The 18,887-nt window shown below is 69.3% G+C and carries 16 protein-coding genes and 2 tRNA genes; 6 read left to right on the forward strand and 12 right to left on the reverse strand.

The window, feature by feature from the left end; all coding sequences use genetic code 11:
• Positions 1–39: 39 nt before the first annotated feature.
• Complete coding sequence (locus ACZ63I_RS14865) at positions 40–2,655, reverse strand: valine--tRNA ligase (RefSeq protein ID WP_469338753.1); 2,616 nt, start codon at positions 2,653–2,655, stop codon at positions 40–42.
• Between the two features lie 136 nt (positions 2,656–2,791).
• On the opposite strand from ACZ63I_RS14865, the gene ACZ63I_RS14870 reads away from it, so the two are divergent.
• On the forward strand, positions 2,792–3,778 hold the full coding sequence (locus ACZ63I_RS14870) for a hypothetical protein (RefSeq protein WP_469338755.1): 987 nt from the start codon (positions 2,792–2,794) through the stop codon (positions 3,776–3,778).
• Positions 3,779–3,891: 113 nt separating this feature from the next.
• Here ACZ63I_RS14870 and clpX read toward each other — a convergent pair whose 3' ends face one another.
• The 5 genes from clpX to ACZ63I_RS14895 all read right to left on the reverse strand — a co-directional run bounded on the left by clpX (position 3,892) and on the right by ACZ63I_RS14895 (position 8,706).
• Positions 3,892–5,184 carry an ATP-dependent Clp protease ATP-binding subunit ClpX gene (gene clpX, locus ACZ63I_RS14875; protein WP_041989752.1) on the reverse strand — a complete coding sequence of 431 codons (1,293 nt, stop codon included), beginning with the start codon at positions 5,182–5,184 and terminating at the stop codon, positions 3,892–3,894.
• 168 nt (positions 5,185–5,352) lie between these two features.
• Positions 5,353–6,027: an ATP-dependent Clp protease proteolytic subunit gene (locus tag ACZ63I_RS14880; protein WP_041989749.1), complete on the reverse strand. Its 675-nt coding sequence runs from the start codon at positions 6,025–6,027 to the stop codon at positions 5,353–5,355.
• 53 nt (positions 6,028–6,080) lie between these two features.
• Complete coding sequence (locus tag ACZ63I_RS14885; protein WP_031231653.1) at positions 6,081–6,686, reverse strand: ATP-dependent Clp protease proteolytic subunit; 606 nt, start codon at positions 6,684–6,686, stop codon at positions 6,081–6,083.
• A 348-nt stretch (positions 6,687–7,034) separates the two neighbouring features.
• Positions 7,035–8,450: a trigger factor gene (gene tig / locus ACZ63I_RS14890; protein ID WP_469338756.1), complete on the reverse strand. Its 1,416-nt coding sequence runs from the start codon at positions 8,448–8,450 to the stop codon at positions 7,035–7,037.
• Between the two features lie 179 nt (positions 8,451–8,629).
• A tRNA-Pro gene (locus ACZ63I_RS14895) sits at positions 8,630–8,706 on the reverse strand.
• A gap of 189 nt (positions 8,707–8,895) precedes the next feature.
• Between ACZ63I_RS14895 and ACZ63I_RS14900 the strand changes: the two genes are divergently transcribed.
• Positions 8,896–8,966, forward strand: a tRNA-Gly gene (locus ACZ63I_RS14900).
• 89 nt (positions 8,967–9,055) lie between these two features.
• Here the strand turns inward: ACZ63I_RS14900 and ACZ63I_RS14905 are convergent.
• The gene (locus ACZ63I_RS14905; RefSeq protein ID WP_041989743.1) at positions 9,056–9,250 is read right to left on the reverse strand and encodes a hypothetical protein; all 195 of its coding nucleotides are present in this window, start codon (positions 9,248–9,250) and stop codon (positions 9,056–9,058) included.
• Between the two features lie 457 nt (positions 9,251–9,707).
• Between ACZ63I_RS14905 and ACZ63I_RS14910 the strand changes: the two genes are divergently transcribed.
• Positions 9,708–10,970 (forward strand): acyltransferase family protein, encoded by a 1,263-nt coding sequence (locus ACZ63I_RS14910; RefSeq protein WP_469338758.1) that lies wholly within the window; start codon positions 9,708–9,710, stop codon positions 10,968–10,970.
• Here ACZ63I_RS14910 and ACZ63I_RS14915 read toward each other — a convergent pair.
• Positions 10,924–11,367, reverse strand: coding sequence for an HD domain-containing protein (locus tag ACZ63I_RS14915; RefSeq protein ID WP_469338759.1), 444 nt, complete (start codon positions 11,365–11,367; stop codon positions 10,924–10,926). The genes ACZ63I_RS14910 and ACZ63I_RS14915 overlap by 47 nt on opposite strands.
• Positions 11,368–11,421: 54 nt before the next feature.
• Complete coding sequence (locus ACZ63I_RS14920; RefSeq protein WP_469338761.1) at positions 11,422–12,231, reverse strand: ABC transporter ATP-binding protein; 810 nt, start codon at positions 12,229–12,231, stop codon at positions 11,422–11,424.
• Positions 12,232–12,499: 268 nt separating this feature from the next.
• Between ACZ63I_RS14920 and ACZ63I_RS14925 the strand changes: the two genes are divergently transcribed.
• Complete coding sequence (locus tag ACZ63I_RS14925) at positions 12,500–13,723, forward strand: cation:proton antiporter (protein WP_469338763.1); 1,224 nt, start codon at positions 12,500–12,502, stop codon at positions 13,721–13,723.
• A 16-nt stretch (positions 13,724–13,739) separates the two neighbouring features.
• Here ACZ63I_RS14925 and ACZ63I_RS14930 read toward each other — a convergent pair whose 3' ends face one another.
• Entirely contained in the window at positions 13,740–14,885 is a 1,146-nt protein-coding gene (locus tag ACZ63I_RS14930) for a SpoIIE family protein phosphatase (RefSeq protein WP_469338765.1), read from the reverse strand.
• 107 nt (positions 14,886–14,992) lie between these two features.
• Here ACZ63I_RS14930 and ACZ63I_RS14935 point away from each other — a divergent pair, with 107 nt between their 5' ends.
• Together ACZ63I_RS14935 and ACZ63I_RS14940 are read left to right on the forward strand one after the other, a co-directional pair.
• Positions 14,993–16,228: a GNAT family N-acetyltransferase gene (locus ACZ63I_RS14935; protein ID WP_469338767.1), complete on the forward strand. Its 1,236-nt coding sequence runs from the start codon at positions 14,993–14,995 to the stop codon at positions 16,226–16,228.
• 224 nt (positions 16,229–16,452) lie between these two features.
• The gene (locus ACZ63I_RS14940) at positions 16,453–17,247 is read left to right on the forward strand and encodes a putative protein N(5)-glutamine methyltransferase (protein ID WP_469338769.1); all 795 of its coding nucleotides are present in this window, start codon (positions 16,453–16,455) and stop codon (positions 17,245–17,247) included.
• A gap of 4 nt (positions 17,248–17,251) precedes the next feature.
• Here ACZ63I_RS14940 and ACZ63I_RS14945 read toward each other — a convergent pair whose 3' ends face one another.
• Positions 17,252–18,085, reverse strand: coding sequence for an Fpg/Nei family DNA glycosylase (locus tag ACZ63I_RS14945; RefSeq protein ID WP_469338771.1), 834 nt, complete (start codon positions 18,083–18,085; stop codon positions 17,252–17,254).
• Between the two features lie 278 nt (positions 18,086–18,363).
• Complete coding sequence (locus ACZ63I_RS14950; RefSeq protein ID WP_469338772.1) at positions 18,364–18,852, reverse strand: ribose-5-phosphate isomerase; 489 nt, start codon at positions 18,850–18,852, stop codon at positions 18,364–18,366.
• Between the last annotated feature and the right edge of the window lie 35 nt (positions 18,853–18,887).

Consider the following 18,887-nt stretch of genomic DNA (forward strand, 5'->3'; position numbering starts at 1 on the left):
GGGAGCCGGGGCGTCCGGGTAGGGCGTCAATCGTTCGGGTCAGCTCTGGGGCAGGCCCGCGATCTGGGCCGTGAGGCGGGCGATGTCCGTCTCGGCCTTGGTGAGCCGGCCGCGGATCTTGTCCACGACGTTGTCGGGGGCCTTCGCCATGAACGCCTCGTTGGCGAGCTTCGCCGTCGCCTGCGCCTTCTCCTTCTCCGCCGCGCCGAGGTCCTTCGTCAGCCGCTTGCGCTCGGCCTCGACGTCGATCGTCCCCGACAGGTCGAGGGCCACGGTGGCACCGGCGACCGGCAGGGTCGCCGTCGCGTGGAAGCCCTCGCCCTCGGGCTGGAGGCGCAGCACCTGGCGGATGGCCGGCTCGTGCGCGGCCAGTTCCGTACCGGACAGGTCGAGCCGGGCGGGGACCTTCTGGCCCTGCTGGAGGCCCTGGTCGGCGCGGAAGCGGCGCACCTCCGTGATGACCTGCTGGAGGTTGCCGATCTCGCGCTCGGCCGCTTCGTCGCGGAAGCCGCTGTCGACCGGCCAGTCGGCGATGACGACCGACTCCTTGCCGGTGAGCGTCGTCCACAGCGTCTCGGTGACGAAGGGGACGACCGGATGCAGCAGCCGCAGTGTGACGTCGAGGACTTCGCCGAGGACCCGTCCGGAGACCTTGGCCTGCTCGCCGCCCGCGAAGAAGGTGGTCTTGGACAGCTCGACGTACCAGTCGAAGACCTCGTCCCACGCGAAGTGGAAGAGCGCGTCGCTGAGTTTCGCGAACTGGTAGTCGTCGTAGTACGCGTCGACCTGCGCGACGGTCTTGTTGAGCCGGGACAGGATCCAGCGGTCCGTGGCCGACAGCTCGGTGGGCAGCGGGCCTTCGACCGTGGCGCCGTTCATCAGCGCGAACCGGGTGGCGTTCCAGATCTTGTTGGCGAAGTTGCGCGACGCCTGGACCCAGTCCTCACCGATCGGCACGTCGGCGCCGGGGTTGGCGCCGCGGGCGAGGGTGAAGCGGACGGCATCGGAGCCGTACGCGTCCATCCAGTCGAGCGGGTCGACGGAGTTGGGGTTCGACTTCGACATCTTCTTGCCGAACTCGTCGCGGACCAGGCCGGTCAGCGCGATCGTGTGGAACGGCGGCACGCCGTCCATCGCGTACAGCCCGAACATCATCATTCTGGCGACCCAGAAGAAGATGATGTCGTGGCCGGTGAGCAGGACGTCGGTCGGGTAGAACTTGGCCAGATCCGGGGTCTGTTCGGGCCAGCTTAGCGTCGAGAAGGGCCACAGCCCGGACGAGAACCAGGTGTCGAGGACGTCGGTGTCCTGCGTCCAGCCCTCGCCCGTCGGCGCTGTGTCGTCGGGGCCGACGCAGACCTCTTCGCCGTTCGGGCCGTACCAGATCGGGATCCGGTGGCCCCACCACAACTGGCGCGAGATCGTCCAGTCGTGCATGTTGTCGACCCAGTCGAAGTAGCGCTTCGACATCTCCGGCGGGTGGATCTTGACGCGTCCGTCCCTGACCGCGTCGCCCGCGGCCTTCGCCAGCGGCTTGACGTCGACCCACCACTGGAGCGACAGCCGGGGCTCGATCGTCGTCTTGCAGCGTGAGCAGTGGCCGACGGAGTGGACGTACGGGCGCTTCTCGGCGACGATCCGGCCCTGTTCGCGCAGCGCCTCGACGATCGCTGAGCGCGCCTCGAACCGGTCAAGTCCCTCGAAGGGTCCCGGGACCGTGATCACAGCGCGCTCGTCCATGACAGTGAGGGATTCGAGGTCGTGCCGCCTGCCGATCTCGAAGTCGTTCGGGTCGTGCGCGGGAGTCACCTTGACGGCGCCGGTGCCGAACTCCGGGTCGACATGCGCGTCGGCGACGACCGGGATGGTGCGGTCGGTCAGCGGCAGCTTGATGCGCTTGCCGATGAGATGCGCGTACCGCTCGTCGTCGGGGTGCACGGCGACGGCCGTGTCACCGAGCATCGTCTCGACCCGGGTCGTCGCGACGACGACGGTCTCGTCGCCCTCGCCGTAGCGGAGCGAGACCAACTCGCCCTCGTCGTCCTGGTACTCGACCTCGATGTCGGAGATGGCCGTAAGACAGCGCGGACACCAGTTGATGATCCGCTCGGCGCGGTAGATCAGCCCGTCGTCGTACAGCTTCTTGAAGATCGTCTGGACGGCCTTGGACAGACCCTCGTCCATGGTGAAGCGCTCGCGCGACCAGTCGACGCCGTCGCCGAGCCGGCGCATCTGGCCGAGGATCTTGCCGCCGTACTCTTCCTTCCACTGCCAGACCCGCTCGACGAACGCCTCGCGCCCGATGTCGTGGCGGGACTTGCCCTCCTCGGCGAGCTGCTGCTCGACCTTGTTCTGGGTCGCGATACCGGCGTGGTCCATGCCGGGCAGCCACAGCGACTCGTAGCCCTGCATACGCTTGCGCCGGGTGAGCGCGTCCATCAGCGTGTGCTGGAACGCATGACCCAGGTGCAGCGAGCCCGTCACGTTCGGCGGCGGGATGACGATCGTGTACGGCGGCTTGTCGCTCTTCTCGTCCGCCTCGAAATAACCGCGTTCTACCCAGCGCTCGTACAGCTTCCCCTCCACCTCGGCCGGCGCGTACTGGGTCGGCAGTTCGGGGTTGCTGGCTGGCTGCGCTTGAGAGTTCTCGGTCACGCCGCCCAGTTTAGAGGTGTCACAGCCCTGTACTGAAACGAGATGCTGAGTAACGGTGCGGCACCCGATGCACCGCGTCGCGCGACCTTCCGACAGGATGTTCGGAACACATAAATACACGGAGGGGAAAGCGCACATGAGTAACAACCAGCCGGGCCCGTACGGCGGGCAGCAGCCTCAGCAGCCCAATCCGTACGGCCAGCAGCCGCCGCAGGGCCAGCCGCAGCCCGGCTACGGTTACCCGCAGCAGCCCCCCGGGGTGCCCCCGCAGGGCCAGCCCCCGCAGCCCGGCTACGGCTACCCGCAGCAGCCCGCGGGCGCGCCGAACCCGTACGGGCAGCCGGCCCAGCCCGGTCCGTACGGCCAGCCGCCGCAGCAGCCCCCGTACGGTGCGCCCGGCTACCCGCCGCCGGACGGCCAGCCCAAGAAGAAGAAGACCGGGCTGATCATCGCCGCGGTCGTGGTGGCGCTCGCCGTGATCGGCGGCGGCGCCTACTTCCTGACCTCGGGCGACGACGGCAGCTCGATCGCCGACGACGGCCCGCACAAGCTGGTCACACCGGCGACCGTGCTCAAGGGCGAGTACAAGAAGAGCGATTCGGCCGGCAGCGACAGCGGTATGACGCAGAGCGACCTCAAGGACGCCGAGAAGTGGGGCATCAAGAACCCCAAGGACGTTGACGCGTCCTACCAGTCGGGCAGCGAGGAGGACCCGCTGAGCGCCAAGGCGCTGTCCTTCGGCGGGGTCTACGGTCAGATCGACGACCCGGAGAAGGTCGTCGACGCCATGTTCGCGTACCTGAAGACCCAGTCGGAGAAGGAGCAGAGCTCCGACGACAGCACCGGCGAACTGGTCGGCAGCCCGAAGGCGGTCACGCCGGAGGGTCTGGACGGCGCGGTCATGAAGTGCCAGAACGTGAAGATCAAGGACAACGACCCGTCGGCCACGGCCAAGGGGCCGAAGGAGATCAACGTCCCCGTCTGCATCTGGGGCGACCACAGCACCGTCGCCTTCACCACGGCGGTCGATGTCGCCGGTGCCCTCACCGGCAAGGGCACCGACCTGGACGAAGCGGCCTCCATCGCGGCGAAGCTCCGCAACGACGTGCGCGTCAAGCTCTGACCTCGGGCACACCCCCGACGTACGGCGAAGGCGCCCCACCGGTTCGGTGGGGCGCCTTCGCCGTGTGTCTGGTGCGGAACCCGCGGCGTGTCTGGTGCGGAACCCGCGGCGCGTTACGCCGACTTCTCGTGCCTGCCGTCGTTCTTGACGATCCGCGGCTCGCGCGGGACCAGCGTCGGGTTCACATGCGAGTGGACCACGTCTTCCGTGATGACCACCCGGGCCACGTCCTTGCGGGACGGGACCTCGTACATCACCGACTGGAGGACTTCCTCCATGATGGCGCGCAGCCCGCGCGCCCCGGTGCCGCGCAGGATCGCCTGGTCGGCGATGGCCTCCAGCGCCGGGCGGTCGAACTCCAGCTCCACGCCGTCGAGTTCGAACAGCCGCTGGTACTGCTTCACCAGCGCGTTGCGCGGCTCGACGAGGATCTGCAGCAGCGCCTCGCGGTCCAGGTTGTGCACCGAGGTCAGGACGGGCAGCCGGCCGATGAACTCCGGGATCATCCCGAACTTCACCAGGTCCTCCGGCATGACCTCCTGGAACTGGTCGCTCGCCTCGATCTCGCGCTTCGAGCGGATCGTCGCCCCGAAGCCGATGCCCTTCGCGCCGGCCCGTGACTCGATGATCCGCTCAAGTCCGGAGAAGGCGCCGCCCACGATGAACAGCACGTTCGTCGTGTCGATCTGGATGAACTCCTGGTGCGGATGCTTCCTGCCGCCCTGCGGCGGAACCGAGGCCGTGGTGCCTTCGAGGATCTTCAGCAGGGCCTGCTGCACGCCCTCGCCCGAGACATCGCGGGTGATCGACGGGTTCTCGCTCTTGCGGGCGACCTTGTCGATCTCGTCGATGTAGATGATGCCGGTCTCGGCCTTCTTGACGTCGTAGTCGGCGGCCTGGATCAGCTTCAGCAGGATGTTCTCGACGTCCTCGCCGACGTAGCCGGCCTCGGTGAGGGCCGTGGCGTCCGCGATGGCGAACGGCACATTCAGCATGCGGGCCAGGGTCTGCGCGAGGAGCGTCTTGCCGGAGCCCGTGGGGCCCAGCAGCAGGATGTTGGACTTCGCGAGCTCGATCGCGTCGTCGCGGTTGGCGCCGCCGCCGTTCTCACCGGCCTGGACGCGCTTGTAGTGGTTGTACACCGCTACCGAGAGGGCCTTCTTGGCCGGCTCCTGGCCGACGACGTAGCCCTCGAGGAACTCGTAGATCTCCCGGGGCTTGGGCAGTTCCTCCCAGCGCACCTCGGAGGTCTCGGCCAGTTCCTCCTCGATGATCTCGTTGCAGAGATCGATGCACTCGTCGCAGATGTACACACCGGGACCTGCGATGAGCTTCTTCACCTGCTTCTGGCTCTTGCCGCAGAACGAGCACTTGAGCAGGTCGCCGCCATCACCGATGCGTGCCACGAGGTGCTTCCCCTTCGCCTGGGAGCAGCTTGGTTCAGCGGCTCCTGTGCCTCATATCCGACGGTACCTTGCCCGAGCCCCCGTTCGGGCCCCCCTTGGCACGGTTCACATTCCCGGGCGACGTCGTCGCCGCGATCGGTGCGATCCGCGCCAAGGGCGCCGGGGGCCTCAGGCTGCCGCTGCGGCCGTGGTCTTGCGGGTCGAGACGATCTGGTCGACCAGGCCGTAAGCGAGCGCGTCCTCGGCGGTGAGGATCTTGTCGCGCTCGATGTCGTCGCGGATCTTCTCGATCGGCGTGGTGGAGTGCTTGGCCAGCATCTCCTCCAACTGGGAGCGCATCCGCAGGATCTCGTTGGCGGCGATCTCCAGGTCGGAGAGCTGCTCACGGCCGGTCTGGCTGGACGGCTGGTGGATCAGCACGCGCGCGTTGGGCAGCGCCAGCCGCTTGCCGGCGGTGCCGGCGGCGAGCAGCACGGCGGCGGCGGAGGCCGCCTGGCCCATGCACACGGTCTGGATGTCCGGCTTCACGAACTGCATCGTGTCGTAGATGGCGGTGAGAGCCGTCATCGAGCCGCCGGGGCTGTTGATGTAGATGGAGATGTCGCGGTCCGGGTCCATCGACTCCAGGCAGAGCAACTGCGCCATGACGTCGTTGGCGGACGCGTCGTCGATCTGCACGCCGAGGAAGATCACGCGCTCCTCGAAGAGCTTCGCGTACGGGTCGTACTCGCGCACGCCCTGCGAGGTGCGCTCCACGAAGCGCGGGATGACGTAGCGGTTGTCCACCTGCGGGCCGGTGTAGAGGCCGCTCGCGGAGTAGTCGTTCATGTGGGTGTTCACCATCCTGGTGGCGTTCGCTGGAAGGGGGCCTGGCCGGCTGATCGGGGTGAGCGTGCTCAGGCCCCGGTGCCGCCGCCGCCCGGAACACCCGAAGCAGCGGAGATGATCTCGTCGATGATGCCGTACGACACGGCTTCCTCGGCGGTGAACCAGCGGTCGCGGTCACCGTCGCGGATGATCGTCTCTTCGGTCTGGCCGGTGTGGCGCGCGGTGATCTCGGCCATGCGCTTCTTCGTACGGAGCAACTGCTCGGCCTGGATCTTGATGTCGGACGCGGTGCCGCCGAGGCCGGCCGAGCCCTGGTGCATGAGGATGTCGGTGTTGGGCAGCGCGAAGCGCTTGCCCGCCGTGCCGCCGGTCAGCAGGAACTGGCCCATCGAGGCCGCCATGCCCATACCGATGGTGACCACGTCGTTCGGGATGTACTGCATGGTGTCGTAGACGGCCATGCCGGCCGTGACCGAGCCACCGGGGCTGTTGATGTAGAGGTAGATGTCCTTCTCGGGCTCGGCCGCGAGGAGGAGGAGCTGTGCTGTGATCTTGTTGGCGATGTCGTCGTCGACCTGCTGGCCGAGGAAGATGATCCGCTCGCCGAGCAGTCGGCTGTAGACCTGGTCGCCGAGGCCACCACCGAGGGACGGTTCACCGGCGGCGTAGGGCATCAGATTCGTCACGTATCCACCTGCTCGTCTCTGACGGCTGCGGCCGTCTCAGCGTCTTCGTTCCGAGGGACGGGGAACTCCCCGAGCCTCGTATTCATGGACCCTAACGCGCTGGTGGGCGGGCGCCATCCCGCTTCCGTTGCTGTTCGCTGGGAGCGCAAGGTAGTTGGGGCTCCGTACGGCCCTGAGCGCCCCGCTGCGGGCCTTCGGGTCCTCCCCCGCCGCCAGGACCCCTGGGACGCCTTCCGACGCCTGTGCGAGGCCGCTGGGCGGGATCAGGGGGGTGAACGGGGCGGGCCCCGGACGCGTGTCGCGTCCGGGGCCCGTCACCGCGGGAGCGGGGCCGGCTCAGGCCTCGGTCTTGTCGGACTTCTCGGCACCGTCGGTGTCGGCGGCGGGAGCGTCGGCAGCCGCTTCGGCGGCCGGGGTCTCCTCGTCGCCGGCGTCCTCATCGTCGTCGTCCAGCTCGACCGGCTCACCGTTCGTGTCGACGACCTTCGCCGCCTCCACGACCACGGCGAGCGCCTTGCCGCGGGCGACCTCGCCGACGAGCATCGGCACCTGGCCGCCTTCGACGACCGCCTGGGCGAACTGGTCGGGCGCCATGCCGGAGGACTGCGCGCGCCGCATGAGGTGCTCGGTGAGCTCCTCCTGGTTGACGTTCAGCTTCTCCTTGTTGACCAGCTCGTCGAGGATGAACTGGGTCTTGATGCCCTTGACCGCCTGCTCCTTGGTCTCGGCCTCCCACTCCTCCTCGGTCTGCCCCTGGATCTCCAGGTACTTCGCGAGGTCGAGGCCCATCTGACCGAGCTGGTGGTGCTCCAGGTTGTGCTTGCGGGTGTTGATCTCGTCCTCGAGGAGCTTCTCGGGGATCGGCACCTCGGCCAGCTTCAGCAGCTCGTCCAGGACGCGCTCCTGGGCCTGCGTCGCCTGGTCGTACTGCTTCATGGACTCAAGGCGCTTGCGGCTGTCGGCCTTCATCTCGTCCAGCGTGTCGAACTCGCTGGCGAGCTGGGCGAAGTCGTCGTCCAGCGCGGGCAGCTCGCGCGCGGCGACCGCGGTGACCTTGACGGTGACCTCGGCGGTCTTGCCCTCGGCCGCGCCGCCCTTCAGCTCGGAGGAGAAGGTGGCCTCGCCGCCGGCCTCAAGGCCGGTGACGGCCTCGTCGATGCCGTCGAGCAGCTCGCCGGAACCGATCGTGTACTCGACGGCGTTGGCCACGCCGTCCTCCAGGACCTCACCGTCGATCTTCGCTTCGAGGTCGATCGTCACGACGTCGCCCTCGGCGGCGGGGCGCTCGACGGGGTTGGTGGAGGCGAAGCGGTCGCGGAGCTGCTCGACCGACTTGTCCACGTCCTCGTCGGTGACCTCGACGGAGTCGACGGTGACCTCGATGCCCGAGTAGTCGGGGATCTCGATCTCCGGGCGGATGTCCACCTCGGCGGTGAAGGACAGCAGCTCGCCGTCCTTCAGCTCCTTGATGTCGACGTCGGGCTGGCCCAGGACATTGAGCTCACCCTCGTTGACGGCCTCGGTGTAGAACTTCGGGAGGGCGTCGTTGACGGCCTCCTCCAGCACAGCACCACGGCCGAACCGCTGGTCGATGACCCGGGCCGGGATCTTGCCCTTGCGGAAGCCCTTCACCGTGACCTGCTGGTTGATCTTCTTGTACGCCGCGTCGAGGCTGTCCTTGAGCTCCTCGAAGGGCACCTCGACTGTGAGCCGAACCCGAGTCGGGTTCAGGGTCTCCACGGCGCTCTTCACGGTTCGGTCTCCTTGGTGGCTGATTCTTGGGTTCTGCTGTGTCCGCCGCACTGCGGCGGCCCAGCGGATTCGGCCCGGTTCCTCAGAGACTCTTCAGACACACGGGCACGCAGCTTGCATAGTAACCGCAAGGAGGAAGGGCCCCACAACGCGATCTTGAAGTGATGTGACTGATCTGATGGTCGGGGTGGCCGGATTCGAACCGACGACCTTCCGCTCCCAAAGCGGACGCGCTACCAAGCTGCGCCACACCCCGTCGGTGCGACACGTAGGGTACATGCCGGGCGCACGGCGCCGGACCGCTTTTCCAGGCGCGCGGCGGATTTCCCGGACGCGTGGCGCGCGAGCACAACCAGTGTGCGGCGAACGCCCCGGAACCGCTACGATGCTCTCCGTACCGCGGTCGCCCGGACGGGCTGTTGAACGTCCGTGACCTGCGGTGCACGCGGGCGTAGCTCAATGGTAGAGCCCTAGTCTTCCAAACTAGCTACGCGGGTTCGATTCCCGTCGCCCGCTCAGAGTCTGTATGGAACGGCCCGATCAGGTGAGCACCTCACCGGTCGGGCCGTCGTCGTTCCCGGCGCCGACCGGGGGCCGGCGCGGGCTCAGAAGTTGATCTGGTTGATCGTGTCGGCTATCGAGTTCAGGAACCGGTTCACCGACGGGGCCATGTCGGTGGAGGCCAGGAAGAACCCGAAGAGGATCGCGACGATCGCTGGTCCGGCCTTGATCGATCCCCCGCGGATGAGCACCACGAGGATGATCGCCAACAGCAGCACCACAGACAGTGAAATGGCCACAACTGATCACACCCTCGGTCGGTCCGCCTTGCCGGCCGCGGGACAGCATCACGTCGCACACCCCGCTGCGACCATCGTGCCACCAACCTCCCCCTGGTTGTTGCCTCGTGACGAATCATCGCCGTCGCGTTCACGCCATTCGAACGCCCCGCGCGTCGCGGGCGCCGCGCCTGCGGCGCGCGGGCGCGCGGCGCGGCCGCCATAAAAGCGCATACGAATTCGAGATCATCGTTTCGATGTACACACAGGTTATTCACAGACGTTTCGACCGGGCGCCCGACCGGCCGGGTGAGGTAATTCACCCATAGTCCCACTCCCGTACGCGGGTTGCCGATATGCCCCGGTTAATGAGTGTTAAATGGTGCATATCGTCAGGTCGTTGTCGGTGTCAGATTTCACCGACCGGGCCCCGCGCGATGTTTTACGAATTGCATTCGGCGCCGCTAGTGTGCGTCAGATGGTTCAGGCTCCAAACGGATTTGAGAGGGCTCCGCTTCCCCCGACGAGGGAGGTCAGGTCCGGCCAGGACGGCTCTGACACGGCGCTTTCGGCGCCCTCGGAGGTGGCCGACACGCGCACGGTGACCGGTCGGCGATCCACAGAAACGACCGCGCGCCGCCGCCCCGCGTCCACCAAGCGAGACGCGTTCTTCGACAACGCGAAGTATCTGGCGATCGTGCTGGTGGCCGTGGCGCACTCGTGGGAGCCGGTCATGGACGGCAGCCGCGCCACGAAGGCGCTCTACATGGTCGTCTACAGCTTCCACATGCCGGCCTTCATCATCATCTCCGGCTACTTCTCCCGGAGTTTCACCGCCCGGCCGCACCAGATCAGACGGCTGGTCACCGGCGTCGCCGTGCCGTACATCGTCTTCGAGACCGGCTACTCGCTGCTCAAGTGGGCGGCGCGGGAGCCCCACAAGCTGTCGATAAGCCTCACCGACCCCTGGTTCCTGACCTGGTTCCTGGTCGCGCTGTTCGTATGGCGGCTGACCACCCCGCTCTGGCGTGCGATCCGCCATCCGCTGCCGGTCGCCCTGGTGGTCGCCGCGCTCGCCTCGTTCTCCCCCGGCATCGGCGACGACCTGGACCTGCAGCGGGTGTTCCAGTTCCTGCCGTACTTCGTGCTGGGGCTGTGCCTCAAGCCCGAGCACTTCCAACTGGTGCGGCGGCGCGAGGTCCGGCTGCTCGCGCTGCCGCTCTTCCCTGCCGCCGTCGTGTTCGCGTACTGGATCGCGCCGAGGATGCAGAACGGCTGGCTCTACCACAACACCAGCGCACAAGGGCTGGATCACGTGTGGTGGACGGGGCCGCTGATGACGGCGGGGCTGTTCTGCTGCTCACTGCTGCTGACGGCGGGCTTCCTGGCATGGGTGCCGCGCCGCACGATGTGGTTCACGGTGCTCGGCACCGGCACGATCTGCGGGTATCTGCTGCACGGCTTCCTGATCAAGGGAGCGGGGTTCGCGGGCGTGTTCGACACGTACACCTGGCTGAGCGACCCGGCGGGCGAGGCGCTGCTGTCGGTGCTGGCCGCCGCGGCCGTGACGCTGCTGTGCACACCGCCGGTGCGGCGGCTGTTCCGGTTCGCCACGGAGCCGAAGATGACATGGGGGTTCCGGCGGGATCTGGATCCCGCCACGCCTGTCGCACCCGCCGCGCCTGTCGCACCGACTACGGCGCGGCCAGCAGCCGGCGCATCGTCGCGTACTTCTCGGTGAGCCGGCGCCTGGTCGGCTCGTCCAGGACGGCGAGGCGTGCGGGATCCGCGTTGTGCGCCAGGTCGGACTCCTTGATCAGGAGCGCGCCTGGCGTGGCGACTATGCGCCGGCTGTAGGCGGCCAGGTCCTCGCCCTCCCTCTTGGTCAGGGCGAGGACCATCTCCTTGACGGGGCCGGGCAGTTCGACCGCTTCGAGCCAGCCGAGGGAGAGCGCTCCGTCCTCGATCGCGTCGTGCAGCCAGGCGGCGGCGATCTGCTCGTCCGTACCGCCGCGCGCGGCCACGCCCTCGGCGACGGCCTGAAGATGCTCGGTGTACGGGCGGCCCGCCTTGTCGGTCTGGGCGGCGTGGGCCTTGCGGGCGGTGGCTTCCACCTCGCCGAGGGTCAGATAGGTCATGGCCAGAACTTTAGGCAGCACACCCGGCATTCGGGTACGGGGCTGCCGTACGGGCTATGCGGCGGCGAACGCCGGTGCGGTCAGGGCCGTCATCCGCGCCGCGATCCGCGCGGCGTCGGCGCGCGGCAGGCTGTCCGCGATCGAGCCGTCGGCGAGGAAGAGCACCCGGTCCGCGTACGCGGCGGCGGCCGGGTCGTGGGTGACCATGACGACCGTCGCGCGCAGGGTGTCCACGGCGTCCCTGAGCAGGGTGAGCGTCTCGGCGGCCGTGGTGGTGTCGAGCGCCCCGGTCGGCTCGTCGGCGAAGAGCACGTCGGGCCGGGCGACGAGCGCGCGGGCGATGGCGACGCGCTGCTGCTGGCCGCCGGAGAGTTCCGAGGGGCGGCGGTGCGCCTTGTCGGCGAGGCCGACCTGGGCCAGCACCTCCGAGGTGCGGCGCCGGTCGGGGCGGTGCCCTGACAGCCGTACGGGCAGGTCGACGTTCTCCTGCACGGTGAGCGCGGGCAGCAGGTTGAAGGCCTGGAAGACGAAGCCGAGCCGGGTGCGGCGGAGCACGGTCAGTTCGTTCTCGCTCATGCCTGTGATGTCGGTGCCGCCGAGCCGTACGGATCCGCCGGTGGGCCGGTCGAGCCCGGCCGCGCACTGCAGGAACGTGGACTTGCCGGAGCCCGAGGGGCCCATGACGGCGGTGAACGAGCCGCGCGGCAGGGCGAGGTCGATGCCGCGCAGGGCGTGCACGGCGTTGGCGCCTTTGCCGTACTGCCGCCGTACGCCGACGAGTTCGACCGCCGGGGCGTGCCGGGCGTCGGGGGTGCCGTGCTGCTGTTCCGAGCCGGTGCCGGTACGTGCGCGCCGCAGTCCCATGGTGGTGGTCCGCCTTCTCTCGCTGGTTTGTCTCGGCCGGCTTCGCTTCGCCGGTTCCGTGTGCCTTCGACGCTAGAGAACGCGCAGGTCCGCGGCCATGGAGTCCCCCGGCGGACCCGGGGTGGGGCTATCCCCAGGTCGGGCCTCCAGAGTTGCGGAGTAAATCCTTTGGTAAACTAACCTTTGGCGTAGACTTGACCATCCATTGACCTTGCATGCCCTGTACGGGAGGATTGAGCCCATCGGACACGCAGAGACACTCATAGCCATGGGCGGCGCCTTCCTCGCTGCCGCCCTGCTCGCCCGCCTCGGCAGCCGTATCGAACTGCCCACCATCCCGCTGTTCATCCTGGCCGGGATCCTCCTCGGTCCGCACACCCCCGGCATCGTGCTGGTCTCCGACCCGCACGACCTCGAAATGCTCTCGGCCCTCGGCCTGGTGCTGCTGCTCTTCTACCTCGGTCTTGAGTTCCATATGGACGATCTCAAGACCGGCGGGCGCAAGATGGCGCTCGCCGGAGGCACCTATCTCGCGCTGAACGTCGGCGCGGGTCTCGGTTTCGGCTTCGCCCTCGGCTGGGGCGTGTCGGAGGCGCTGGTGCTCGCGGGAGTGCTCGGCATCTCGTCGTCCGCCATCGTGACCAAGGTGCTGGTCGACCTCGGCCGGATCGGCAATCCGGAGACCAAGCCGATCCTCGGCATCATCGTCGTCGAGGACATCTTCCTGGCGCTCTATCTCGCCGCGCTCCAGCCGATCCTGTCCGGCGCGACGAACTTGCAGGCCGCGCTCATGGACGGCGGGAAGGCGTTCGGCTTCCTGGTGCTGCTGGCGCTGGCGGCCCGGTTCGGTACGAAGGTCATCGGCCGGCTCATCAACACCAAGGACGACGAACTGCTCGTCATCTCCTTCCTGGGGGCCGCGGTGTTCGTCGCGGGGGTCTCCGAGTGGTTCGGGGTCGCCGACGCCATCGGCGCCTTCATGGTCGGTCTGATGCTCGGCAGTACGACGTCGGGCGAGCGGATCCGCAAGCTCGTGCACCCCCTGCGGGACGCGTTCGGCGCGATCTTCTTCTTCGGCTTCGGGCTCTCGATCAACCCGGGGGATCTGCCGAGCGTGCTCTGGCCGGTGCTGGCGGCGGTCGGGGTGACCCTGGCGATGAACGTGTTCGCGGGACTCGCCGCCGCGCGGGTCTACCGCTTCGGTCCCGGCCAAGCGGCGAACATCTCGACGACGCTGCTGGCGCGCGGCGAATTCGCCCTGATCCTCGCCACGATGGCAGCGGCGGCGGGCCTGGACCGCCGGCTGGCGCCGTTCATCGCGGGATACGTCCTGGTCCTGGCCGTCCTCGGTCCACCGGCCGCCGGCCGAGCGGACTGGCTGGCCCGGATCCTGCCGGGCTCCGCCGTCAGCCGCGCGGAGTTGGAGTGGGAGTCGGCGTCGGCCCCCACGCCGACCCCGCCGACCCGGGAGACCTCCCGGCAGTCGGGATGAGCGGGGCCGGCCCCGCTCAGGCCTCGCGGCAGATCAGCAAAAGGGCTCGGTCGTCGTTCACGTTCTTCGCGACCGCCTCGATCAGATGCCAGGCCGCGCCCTCGAAGCCCGCCGTCACATAGCGGTCGGCCTCGCCCGTGAGGCGGTCCACGCCTTCGGAGAGGTCGCGGCCGGGGATCTCCACCAGGCCGTCGGTGAACAGCATCAGTACGTCGCCGTGGGCCAACGAGCCCTTGACGGCGTCGAACTGGGCTCCGGCGTAGACGCCCAGCAGCGGGCCCTCGCCCGACTTCTCCTCCCAGCGGCCGCTTCCCGCGTGCAGTTGCAGGGCCGGCAGATGTCCCGCCGAGAGCAGTTCGTAGTCCCCCGAGTCGAGGTCGAGCACGAGATGGATGGAGGTGGCGAAGCCCTCGTCCCAGTCCTGCCGGAGCAGATAGCCGTTGGCAGCGGGCAGGAAGCCGTGCGGGGGGAGCGAGCCGAGCAGGCCGCCGAAGGCGCCCGACAGGAGCAGCGCGCGGGAGCCCGCGTCCATGCCCTTGCCCGAGACGTCGGTCAGGACGACTTCGAGCGTCCGGCCGCCGTTGGTGCGGGCGGCGACCACGAAGTCGCCGGAGAAGGACTGGCCGCCGGCCGGGCGCAGCGCCATCTCGCGGTGCCAGCCCTGCGGCAGCCGGGGCAGCGCGCTCTGTACGCGGATACGTTCCCGCAGGTCGAAGAGCATCGTTCCGCCGCGCCGCCACGGCACCCCGACCCTGGCCCTGAACTGGGCGATGAGGAGCCCGAAGAGACCGCAGGCGGCGACCACGAGGACCGTGCCGGGGGTGACGCGTGAGGGGCCTTCGTCGTACGGGCCGAGGACTATCGATTCGACGATGAGCGCCACGGCGGACGCCGCGTACAGCGCGAGCAGGCTCGCCGGGCGCAGCAGCAGCCCGCCGGCCACGATGGGCAGGACCAGCGCGGCGGGTGCGCACCAGACGGGCACGGCGAGGGTCGTGGTGGTGATGATCGGGATGAAGATCAGCAGTCCGATGAAGGCGATCCAGTCGGAGCCGTCACCGCGGAAGTAGTCGACGCCGGATTTGCGCACCACGTTGCGGACCCGGTGCAGTCGCCTGCGCATCCGGGCCGAAAACGAGTCCGCTCCCGCGACACCGGCCATTGTGGTGGACCCTATCGATCCGGTCGCCCGTCGTGCAGGGGGACCCCCATGACATTGTGTTCGAAATCGGGTCGCCTTGTCACCGTAACCCCTGGTACTGATGGCATATGACCAAAGAGCTGCGGGTGCTGGGCACCTCGGAATGGGACCGCTGGTACGAGGCGTTTCTGCTCGCGTTCGGTGGGGCCGGTGAGTCCGCCGAGGAGCAGGCGCTGTGGGCCGGTCTGGCCGAGCACGACCGCTTCATCGGCGTCTGGGACGGCGACGAATGCGTGGGTACGGCAGGGGCGTTCAGCTTCCGGTTGAGCGTGCCCGGCGGCGCGCTGGTGCCCACCGCCGGCGTGACGATGGTGAGCGTGGGGGCGACGCACCGCCGGCAGGGGGTGCTCAGGTCGATGATGCGCCGGCAGCTCGACGACGTACGGGAGTGGGGCGAACCGCTCGCGGTGCTGACCGCTTCGGAGCCGCCGATCTACGGGCGGTTCGGCTACGGGGCCGCGACGCAGAAGCTCTCGCTGGAGATCGACTCCTCGCGGGTGCGGATCGACGTACCGCAGGGGACCGACGGCGTACGGCTGCGCCGCGCGCGGCCCACCGACCCGGCGGTGCAGCGCGTCTGCGAGGAGTTGTACGCGGCGGATGTCGCGGTCCGGCCCGGTATGATTGCCCGCCCGGCCGGGTGGGAGCGGGTGCAGTTCTTCGACCCGGCGGACGACCGGCACGGCAAGTCGCCGTCGCAGTGCGTGCTGGCCGAACGGGACGGCGAGAGCGTCGGGTTCGTGCTGTTCCAGACCAAGCCGGAGTACGACGCCAGGGGGCCCAAGGGCACGGTCCACCTCCACCACCTGCACGCCCAGGACCCGGCGGCGTACGCGGCGCTGTGGCGCTTCCTCTGCGACATCGACCTGACGTCGACGGTCAGCGTGAACAACCGCCCGGTGGACGACGCGATCCAGCATCTGGTCTCCGACGTGCGGCGCAGCAGCATGCTCCTGCGGGACGGGCTGTATGTGCGGGTCGTCGAGGTGGGTGCGGCGCTCGAAGCCCGTACGTACCAGGCGCCGGTGGATGTGGTGATCGAGGTCGAGGACAGCTTCTGCCCCTGGAACGAGGGGCGTTGGCGGCTCTCCGGCGACGCGAAGGGCGCGTCCTGCGAGCGCACGGCCGATCCGGCGGAGCTGTCCCTTTCGGCGCGGGAGCTGGGCTCCGCCTATCTGGGCGGGATCACGCTGTCGTCGCTGGCGCGCGCGGGCCGGGTGCGGGAGCTGCGGGAGGGCGCGCTGGCCGCCGCGTCGCCCGCTTTCGCATCGGACATCGCGCCCTGGCTGCCGCACGGCTTCTGAGCGTGGTTCCGGGCATTCCGGGCGGCGGGCGGCGGGGGCCGCTCGGGTAGAGTGAGGGCGTCTTCGGACACGCACGACCTCAGACATATACGACCGAGGAGGTGGGACCCATTACCGCTGGCGCAGGGCGGGTGTCCCTCTCCCACGGCAGCGCGGTACGTCCGGCGTAGCCGGGCCGCGCACCGGGGCCGAGGGAGCGCTCGCAGGCTTCCCGAAAGGCTTCCATGTCGACCTCACCGTCATCTCTTCCGCTCTCCGCCGTCGTCACCCGGCTGCGTGCCGCAGGCTGCGTCTTCGCCGAGGACGAGGCGGAGTTGATCCTCTCCACCGCCGCTTCTCCCGCCGATGCCACCGCGATGGTGGAGCGGCGGGCCGCCGGACTCCCCCTCGAACATGTCCTCGGCTGGGCCGAGTTCTGCGGGTTGCGGATCGCCGTCGACCCCGGTGTCTTCGTACCGCGCCGACGTACCGAGTTCCTGGTCCAGCAGGCGGCCGAACTCGCAGGTCCCGGCTCCGTGATCGTCGATCTGTGCTGCGGTTCGGGGGCGCTCGGTGCCGCGCTCGCCGCGCGCCCCGAGCAGCGTGCGGCGGAGCTGTACGCCGCCGACATCGACCCCGTCGCCGTGCGGTGCGCGCGGCGCAATGTCGCGGCGGCCGGCGGGTCGGTCTACGAGGGCGATCTGTACGGGCCGCTGCCCGCGTCGCTCAGGGGCCGGGTCGACGTCCTGCTGGCCAACGTGCCGTACGTGCCCACCGAGGAGATCGAACTGCTGCCGCAGGAGGCCCGGGTGCATGAGGCGCGGGTGGCGCTCGACGGCGGCGCGGACGGGCTGGACGTACTGCGCCGGGTGACGGCCGACGCCGCGCGCTGGCTGGCGCCGGGCGGGCATCTGCTGTTCGAGACGAGCGAGCGGCAGACGGCGCGTGCGGTGGCCACGGTCGCGCGCGACGGCCTCAAGCCGCGGGTGGCGGGCTCCGAGGAGCTGTTCGCCACCGTCGTCATCGGTACCCGGCCCTGATTCCTCAGCTCTTCTGGCAGGTGGGACACCAGAAGAGGTTCCGGGCGGCGAGGGGCGCCGTCCGGATCTCGGTGCCGCACAGCAGGCAGGGCAGCAGCGCCCTGCGGTAGACGTAGACCTCGCCGCCGTGGTCGTCGACGCGGGGCGGGCGGCCCATCGCCTCGGGGGTGTGCTCGGGGCGGACGGTGTCGATGCGGTTGTGCCGTACGCCTTCGCGCATCAGGCCGATCAGATCGGCCCAGACGGCCCGCCACTCGTCGTGGCTGAGGTCCTTGCCCGCGCGGTACGGGTCGATGCCGTGCCGGAAGAGGACCTCGGCGCGGTAGACGTTGCCGACGCCCGCGATGACCTTCTGGTCCATCAGGAGCGCGGCGACGGTCACCCGGGAGCGGGAGATCCGCTCCCACGCCGTGGCGCCGTACGCCTCGGCCGCTTCGGGGTCGTCGGCGGCGGCGCGCAGCGGGTCGGGGCCGAGCCGGTCGTGTATCGCCTGCTTCTCGGGCTCGGTGATCAGGGCGCAGGTGGTGGGGCCGCGCAGGTCCATGTACGCCGTGTCGTCGGCGATGCGCAGCCGGACGGTGTCCGTGGGCGGCGGGAGCGGCGGGGCGCCGAAGCGCACCTTGCCGAAGAGGCCGAGATGGACATGGACCCAGCCGGCGCCGCCGAAGCCGAGGAAGAGATGTTTCCCGTGGGCGTCGGCGCTCTCCATGACCCGCCCGTCGAGCAGCGCCGCGCTGTCGGAGAACTTGCCCTGCGGGCTGCTGACCCGGACCGGCCGGCCGCCGAAGCGGTCGAGATGGTCCGCGGCGAGGCGGTGGATCGTATGCCCTTCCGGCACGAAGACTCCTGAGCGACGGCGAACTGACGGTGCCGCCGGGCGCACGGCCCGGCGGCACGGTGGGACTGGGTGGGGCGGGGGCGCGGACGCGACCTAGGGCCTGTCGTGTGGATCAGGCCGGATCAGGGAGCGCCCGCCGCGGCAGCGGCTGGTGTCGCGTTGGTGCCGTGGATCGCAAGGCGGAGGAGGAAGGCGACGCGGAGCGTCGCCGACCGACGACAACGCCGCGAGGCGCGGTGCCAGGGCACGCGAGCCCGGCAAGATCCACACGACAGGCCCTAGCCCTGCTGCGGGTGGTGGGCCGGGATCGGGGGGAGTTCGCCCGTCGACTCGTACCTCTCCAGCATCTCGATCCGGCGCGCGTGGCGTTCGGCGCCCGAGTACGGGGTCTTGAGAAAGACCTCGACGAACGCGGTCGCCTCGTCCAGGCTGTGCATCCGGCTGCCGACCGCCATCACGTTCGCGTTGTTGTGCTCGCGGCCCAGCTCGGCGGTCTCCTCGCTCCAGGCCAGCGCGGCCCGGACGCCCTTGACCTTGTTGGCGGCGATCTGCTCGCCGTTGCCCGAGCCGCCGATCACGATGCCGAGGCTGCCCGGGTCGGCGGCCGTGCGCTCCGCCGTGCGCAGGCAGAACGGCGGGTAGTCGTCCTGGGCGTCATAGATGTGGGGTCCGCAGTCGACGGGCTCATGGCCGTGGGCCGTGAGCCAGGCGACGAGGTGGGCCTTGAGTTCGAAGCCGGCATGGTCGGAGCCGAGGTACACGCGCATGAGGCGAGTGTGGCATGCGCGACGTTGGGTAGCGC

The organism is Streptomyces sp. NPDC087906, assembly GCF_055584925.1.

Excerpts from the sequence above, each read along its gene's own strand:
- ACZ63I_RS14935 (WP_469338767.1), top strand. The coding sequence starts at position 14,993 with ATGACCAAAGAGCTGCGGGTGCTGGGCACCTCGGAATGGGACCGCTGG.
- ACZ63I_RS14880 (WP_041989749.1), bottom strand. The coding sequence starts at position 6,027 with ATGGTGAACACCCACATGAACGACTACTCCGCGAGCGGCCTCTACACC.
- ACZ63I_RS14910 (WP_469338758.1), top strand. The coding sequence starts at position 9,708 with ATGGTTCAGGCTCCAAACGGATTTGAGAGGGCTCCGCTTCCCCCGACG.
- ACZ63I_RS14915 (WP_469338759.1), bottom strand. The coding sequence starts at position 11,367 with ATGACCTATCTGACCCTCGGCGAGGTGGAAGCCACCGCCCGCAAGGCC.
- ACZ63I_RS14925 (WP_469338763.1), top strand. The coding sequence starts at position 12,500 with ATGGGCGGCGCCTTCCTCGCTGCCGCCCTGCTCGCCCGCCTCGGCAGC.
- ACZ63I_RS14885 (WP_031231653.1), bottom strand. The coding sequence starts at position 6,686 with ATGCCCTACGCCGCCGGTGAACCGTCCCTCGGTGGTGGCCTCGGCGAC.
- ACZ63I_RS14870 (WP_469338755.1), top strand. The coding sequence starts at position 2,792 with ATGAGTAACAACCAGCCGGGCCCGTACGGCGGGCAGCAGCCTCAGCAG.
- ACZ63I_RS14930 (WP_469338765.1), bottom strand. The coding sequence starts at position 14,885 with ATGGCCGGTGTCGCGGGAGCGGACTCGTTTTCGGCCCGGATGCGCAGG.
- ACZ63I_RS14940 (WP_469338769.1), top strand. The coding sequence starts at position 16,453 with ATGTCGACCTCACCGTCATCTCTTCCGCTCTCCGCCGTCGTCACCCGG.
- ACZ63I_RS14950 (WP_469338772.1), bottom strand. The coding sequence starts at position 18,852 with ATGCGCGTGTACCTCGGCTCCGACCATGCCGGCTTCGAACTCAAGGCC.
- ACZ63I_RS14920 (WP_469338761.1), bottom strand. The coding sequence starts at position 12,231 with ATGGGACTGCGGCGCGCACGTACCGGCACCGGCTCGGAACAGCAGCAC.